A 6,184-nucleotide genomic window follows, 5' to 3' on the forward strand; every position below is an offset into this window, starting at 1 on the left:
GCCTCCGTCGCGGGCGGTGAACCGCGCGCCTCAGCGATGGATCAGTAGCTGTCCCAGCCGGGCTCCCAGTCGGGCTCGTCCGGCGGCACCCAGTCGTCCTCCGGCGGCTGCGCGGCGGACACCGGCGGACCGGACGATTCGCGGCCGAACGAGGGCTTCGCCCCTTGCGAGCGGGACGACCCGCCACGGGCGGCCGGCGCGCGGCGGGGAGCGGGAGCCTCCTCACCGGGTTCCGGGACGGCGATCTCGGGGCTCTCCCCCGCGACGACGGCGAGAACGGCCTCGCCGTAGGTGAGCAGCTTCTTCTGGCCGACGCCGCCGATGATGCTGAGCGCGTCCATCGTCGCCGGCTCGGCGGTCGCGATCTCGCGGAGGGTCGCGTCGTTGAAGACGATGTAGGCCGGGACCGCCTGCGCGCGGGCCTGCGCGGCGCGCCACTCCCGGAGCCGCTCGAACAGCGGCTGAGCCTCGCCCGACAACTCGGCGACCGTGGACCGCCCGGAGCGGGAGGATCCGCTGGAGCGGGCCGGCTTCTCCGGCTCCTGCCGCAGCTCGACCTTCCGCTCGCCGCCGAGGACGGAGCCGGACGCGGGCGTGAGCACGAGCGTGCCGAAGCCGTCGTCGTTGACGCCGAGCAGGCCCTGCGCGAGGAGCTGGCGGGCGACTCCGCGCCACTGGGTGTCGCTGAGCTCGGCGCCGATGCCCCAGGTGGCGAGGCCGTCGTGCTGGTGCTGGGTGGTGCGCGGCGTGGTCTTGCCGCGGAGGACGTCGATGATGTGACCGGCGCCGAACTGCTGGTTGCGCTCCCGCTTGAGGCGGACGACCGTCGACAGGAACTTCTGCGCCGCGACCGTGCCGTCCCAGGAGGCGGGCGGCTCGAGGCAGGTGTCGCAATTGCCGCAGGCGGTGCTCTCCTGGCCGAAGTAGGCGAGCAGGTTCACCCGGCGGCACTGGACCGTCTCGGAGAGCGCGAGCATCGCGTCCAGGTGCGCGGACATCCGCCGACGGTGCGCCAGGTCTCCCGGCGACTCGTCGATCATCCGGCGCTGCTGCACCACGTCCTGCAGGCCGTAGGCGAGCCAGGCGGTGGACGGCAGTCCGTCACGGCCGGCGCGACCCGTCTCCTGGTAGTAGCCCTCGACCGACTTGGGCAGGTCGATGTGCGCGACGAACCGCACGTCCGGCTTGTCGATCCCCATGCCGAAGGCGATGGTCGCGCAGACGATGACGCCCTCCTCGCGGAGGAACCGCGACTGGGCGGCGGCGCGCACCCGCGAGTCGAGTCCCGCGTGGTACGCGACGGCGTCGAAGCCCGCCGATCGCAGCGCCTCGGCCGTCGCCTCGACGCTCTTGCGGGAGAGGGCGTAGACGATGCCCGCGTCGTGCGCGTGCTCGCGCCGCAGGAAGTCGATCAGCTGCTTGCGCGGCTCGACCTTGTTGACGATCCGGTACTGGATGTTCGGGCGGTCGAAGCTCGAGACGAAGTGGCGGGCGGCGCCGAGGTGCAGGCGCGACGTGATCTCGCGGTGCGTCGCCTCGGTGGCGGTCGCGGTGAGGGCGATGCGCGGGACGTCGGGCCAGCGCTCGGCGAGCTCGCCCAGTGCGAGGTAGTCGGGGCGGAAGTCGTGGCCCCACTGGCTGACGCAGTGGGCCTCGTCGATCGCGAAGAGGGCGATCCGGCCGCGGGCGAGGAACTGCTTCATGCCCTCGTTGCCCAGGCGCTCCGGAGCGACGTAGAGCAGGTCGAGCTCGCCGTCGAGGTAGGCGCGCTCGACGCGGCTGCGCTCGCCCGCGTCCTGGGTGGAGTTGAGGAACTCGGCGCGGACGCCGTTCGCGCGGAGGGCGTCGACCTGGTCCTGCATCAGCGCGATGAGCGGGGACACGACCACGCCGGTGCCGGGGCGCACGATGGCGGGGATCTGGTAGCAGAGCGACTTGCCGCCGCCGGTGGGCATCAGGACGACGGCGTCGCCGCCTCCGATGACCTGCTCGACGATGGCCTGCTGCTCGCCGCGGAAGGAGCCGTAGCCGAAGACCTTCTCGAGGATCGCCTGCGCCTCGGAGGATCCGGATCCCGGGGCGCCGCTCGCCGCATCGCTCCGGACGCCGCCGCGGGACTCCGCCGAGGGGTCGGCGAGCGGCGGGGCGGGGAGGGCTGTCGCGGTGGGCTCTGTCACCCGGGGAACTCTACCCGCCGCCTCCGACGCCGCCCCGGGGGTCCGGGGAACTGTGGAGAAGGGCTGCAGGGAGGGACCTGGGGAGGCGGCTGCAAGGAGCGTCGGGGGGCTTCTGCGGCGCCCGGATCAGAGGTCGGTGAGGGTGCGGGTGTCGCCGTCCCAGAAGCGGACGCCCGCGAGGCCGACGGTGAACGGCTCGCCGAGGAGGGGGACGGCGTCGCCGAGCTGCTCGGCGCGGAGGCGGCGCGAGACGCTGATGTGCGGCGTCCAGGCGTCCGGCAGCGAGGTGTCGACGCCGCCCGGCACGAGGCGCGTGGCACGGCCGTGCAGCGCGTCGAGGGCGGGCGAGCGGACCACTCCCCAGGCGAGGACGAAGCGCCCGGCGTGCGGGAAGAGGAGGACAGCACCGAGGTCGGCCGTCGCCGGCAGCGGACCGAGCGCGCCCGGCTCCGGGGCGGTCAGCTCCGGCCCGGCGACGAGGGTGAGGTGCGGGCGGTTGCTGGCGGACGTGTGCAGCGCGAGGCTCGGGATGCCGGCCGCCTCGAGCGCCTCCCACTGGCCGCGGACGCGAGCCTCCGACTCCGGATCGAGGAGGACTTCGAGGCTGCGCATGTCCACATTCTGCCGCGGCTCCCGTGTGCGGGCCTTCGCGGGCGCGCGGCCACTCGCGGGTGCGCGCGGTCCTCGCCGGCTCCCGCGAGTGTGCAGGAGTTGTCGCACTCGAGCTCGAGTGCGACAACTTTCGCGCACTCGCGGGGGCGAGGAGCGGGGCGGAGACGGGGAGCGGGCGGGAACCGCCCACCCGCGCCCCGCCACCCGCGTCAGCCGATCGTCACGAGGGCGGCGAACAGCTCCGGCGCTCGGCGGTCGACGATCCGACCGCCGACGCGGATGCCGACCAGCGCGAAGACGGTGCCCAGCACGAGGGCGGCCGCCAGTCCGATCAGGCCGAAGGCCGGGTCGCCGCCGATGAGCGAGATCGCGCCGAGGACGATCGACGGGAGCGCCAGCAGGCCGGTCGCGGCCATGCTCCCCAGCATCACGACGCTCGAGATCATCCCGGAGCCCGGCGGCGTCTTCAGCGGGCTGTCCCCCGGCCCGGGCACGGGGTAGACGACGAGCGACGAGGCGACGCTCGACACTCCGAACCCGCTGAGCACGAGGGCCAGCGCCATGCCCAGCACGGCCGGGATCGCGTCGGCGCGTCCCGCGTACAGCGCGGTGCCTACCGCCACGACGACGACCGCAGGGATGCCGATGATCGCGGCGGCGACGACGCGACCGGCGCGGTCGGCCGACCCCGTCACTCCGGAGCTGACGTGCGCCGCCCAGGCGGTGCCGTCGTACGACACGTCGGCGCAGAGGGTCACGCCGAAGATCAGGCCGACGAGCACGGCCGAGAGCAGCACGAAGGTATCGCCGCCGCTGCCGATCGCGGAGTAGAACACCGCGAGGACGACGACGGCGGGGATGACGAGGAGCCCGCGGCTGTAGCGCGGGTCGCGCCACCAGTATCCGAGGGCACGCGCGGCGACGGCGCCGGTCGGGGTGCCGGGGAAGCGCCCGAACAGGCCGAGGCCCGCGGATCCGGAGGCGGAGTGCGCGCCGGACGCGGCGGGCTCCGCGAGCGCGTGCCGCAGCGCCCGGGCCCACGCCCAGACGAGGACGGCCAGCGTCGCGAGCCCGATCAGCAGGCGCGCGATCGCCGCGACCCAGTCGCCCGCGACGACGGATCCGGGGACGGCCCAGATCGCGCCGAGCGGCGACCAGCCGAGGGCGCCCGCGATCACGGGCAGGATGTCCAGGCCGTCGCGGATCACGTTGGTCAGGCCGAAGAAGAGAGGTCCGAGCAGGATGACGACGACGAGCACGACGCCGCCGATCACCTCGCGGTAGCGGCGGCTCGAGCCCAGGCCCGTGGTGAGCGCGCCGATCAGGCGGGACGCGACCACGCAGGTCGCGACGCCGATCACCGCGGCGACGAGGCCGGGCAGGATGCCGATCGGACGGCTCCACCAGGCGGCGGCGGAGGCGAGCCCCCCGAGCGTGGTCACCACGCCGGGGATGCCCGCGAGGCCCGCGGCGGCGAGCCCGAGGAGGAGGGTCCGCAGCGGGATCGGGAACGTCGCGAGGGTGGGCAGGTCGAGGCTCTGGTCGGAGCCGGACAGGAAGATCGGCCCGAGCACCCAGCCGAGGATCAGAGCGGATCCGCCGAGGACGATCGCGACGTTCGCGAACGCCGGGTCCGTGCCTCCGAGCGCGACCAGGCCGGCCGCGACCAGACCGAGCACTGCGATCGCGTAGAGACCGCCGAGGATCACGCCGATCAGCTGCCACACGTTCCGCGTCAGCGAGTTGCGGAGCAGGAGCAGCCGCAGCCTCAGGAGATGCGCAACCATGCCGGTCCCTCCTGGTGGGTGCGGCCGCCGACCAGCTCGACGAAGCGCTCCTCGAGGCTGGAGCCGGCGCGGACCTCCTCGAGGGTGCCGGAGGCGAGCACGCGGCCGTCGGCGATGACGGCGACCCGGTCGCACATCCGCTCGACGAGGTCCATGGAGTGGGACGACACGATGACCGTGCCGCCCGACGCGACGAAGCCGGTCAGGATGTCGCGGATGTTCGCCGCCGAGACCGGGTCGACCGACTCGAACGGCTCGTCGAGCACCAGGAGGCGCGGGGCGCGCACGAGCGCGCAGGCGAGCGCGATCTTCTTGGTCATGCCCGCGGAGTAGTCCACAACGAGCGTGCGGTCGGCCGGATCGAGGCCGAGCAGGGCGAGGAGGTCGTCGGTCCGCTCGACGACGACGGAGCGCTCGAGCCCGCAGAGCAGGCCGTAGTAGGTGACGAGCTGGAGACCGGTGAGGCGGTCGAACAGCTTGACGCCGTCGGCGAGGACGCCGATCAGCCGCTTCGCCTCGAGGGTGTCCTTCCAGACGTCGACCTCGTGGATCGTGACGACGCCGCTGTCGGGGCGGAGCAGGGCCGTGGCCATCGAGAGGGTCGTCGTCTTGCCCGCGCCGTTGGGGCCGACGAGCCCGAAGAAGGAGCCGGCGGGGACGTCGAGGTCGATGTCCTTCACGGCCTCCTTGTCGCCGAAGCGCTTGCGGAGGCCGCGGATCCGCAGAGCGACCTCGCCGTGGCGGCCGAAGGCCTCGGGGGCGGCCCACGCGGGGGTCGCGGAGTCGGTGTGCGCGGAGTCGGTGTGCGCGGAGTCGGTGCCGTCGGCGGCGGTGCGCGCGGCGGGGCTCTCGGTGTCCGTGCCGTCCTGGGGAATGCCGGGGGGCGTCGTCCCGTCCATGTGTGTCCCTTCCGGGCCGCGGTGGGCGGCCGCTCCTCCACCCTAGGCAGGCGCTGCGGTCGGGGCATCCGTCCCGCGATGGAGTCGCGCGGAACGCACCGGCGCGGCCCCGGCGGCTCGACGGGGCGGGGCGGAGCACGGCCGCCTACGCTGGCCCCATGCCCACGCTCCTCCTCGTCCGGCACGGACGCACCACCGCGAACACCGCGGGGATCCTCGCCGGACGCACCGCCGGAGTGCGGCTCGACGACGTCGGACGCACGCAGGCGGCGCGCACCGGGGAGCGGCTGGCGGCGGTCGAGCTCGCGACCGTGGTGTCGAGCCCGCTCGAGCGGTGCCGGCAGACCACGCGCTTCGTCCTCGAGCGGCAGACGGGATCGCCGGCGACGGTGATCGACAAGGGCATCACCGAGTGCGACTACGGCGACTGGTCGGGGCGCTCGCTGCGGGATCTCGCGACGGAGCCGCTCTGGGCGACGGTGCAGAACCAGCCCTCCGCGGTGGTGTTCCCCGGCGGCGAGGGGATGCTCGCGATGCAGGCCCGGGCCGTGTCGGCGATCCGCCGGCACGACGCGGCGGTGGCGGAGGAGCACGGGGCCGGCGCGGTGTGGGCGGCGGTCAGCCACGGCGACACGATCAAGGCGATCCTCGCGGACGCGCTCGGCATGCACCTCGACCTCTTCCAGAGGCTGAGCGTCGGACCGGCGTC

At 74.2% G+C, this 6,184-nt stretch carries 5 protein-coding genes; 1 reads left to right on the forward strand and 4 read right to left on the reverse strand.

Features of this window, described 5'->3' with window-relative positions; all coding sequences use genetic code 11:
* Positions 1 to 41 precede the first annotated feature (41 nt).
* From recQ to C5C29_RS03620, 4 genes are all read right to left on the reverse strand, one after another.
* The gene (gene recQ, locus C5C29_RS03605; RefSeq protein WP_181067822.1) at positions 42 to 2,177 is read right to left on the reverse strand and encodes a DNA helicase RecQ; all 2,136 of its coding nucleotides are present in this window, start codon (positions 2,175 to 2,177) and stop codon (positions 42 to 44) included.
* A gap of 126 nt (positions 2,178 to 2,303) precedes the next feature.
* Complete coding sequence (locus C5C29_RS03610) at positions 2,304 to 2,789, reverse strand: hypothetical protein (RefSeq protein ID WP_104307951.1); 486 nt, start codon at positions 2,787 to 2,789, stop codon at positions 2,304 to 2,306.
* 209 nt (positions 2,790 to 2,998) lie between these two features.
* Positions 2,999 to 4,576 carry a transporter gene (locus C5C29_RS03615; RefSeq protein ID WP_104307952.1) on the reverse strand — a complete coding sequence of 526 codons (1,578 nt, stop codon included), beginning with the start codon at positions 4,574 to 4,576 and terminating at the stop codon, positions 2,999 to 3,001.
* Positions 4,558 to 5,475, reverse strand: coding sequence for an ABC transporter ATP-binding protein (locus C5C29_RS03620; RefSeq protein ID WP_104307953.1), 918 nt, complete (start codon positions 5,473 to 5,475; stop codon positions 4,558 to 4,560). The genes C5C29_RS03615 and C5C29_RS03620 overlap by 19 nt, the downstream gene beginning before the upstream one ends.
* Before the next feature lie 158 nt (positions 5,476 to 5,633).
* Between C5C29_RS03620 and C5C29_RS03625 the strand changes: the two genes are divergently transcribed.
* Positions 5,634 to 6,184: MSMEG_4193 family putative phosphomutase (locus C5C29_RS03625; RefSeq protein WP_104307954.1), on the forward strand; the 551-nt coding region annotated here is incomplete at its 3' end.

This window comes from Rathayibacter sp. AY1H2 (assembly GCF_002931985.1).
GTDB lineage: Bacteria > Actinomycetota > Actinomycetes > Actinomycetales > Microbacteriaceae > Rathayibacter.

Bases quoted from the DNA above. Each gene is read 5' to 3' on its own strand.
- C5C29_RS03610 (WP_104307951.1), bottom strand. From the start codon at position 2,789: ATGCGCAGCCTCGAAGTCCTCCTCGATCCGGAGTCGGAGGCTCGCGTC.
- C5C29_RS03615 (WP_104307952.1), bottom strand. From the start codon at position 4,576: ATGGTTGCGCATCTCCTGAGGCTGCGGCTGCTCCTGCTCCGCAACTCG.
- C5C29_RS03620 (WP_104307953.1), bottom strand. From the start codon at position 5,475: ATGGACGGGACGACGCCCCCCGGCATTCCCCAGGACGGCACGGACACC.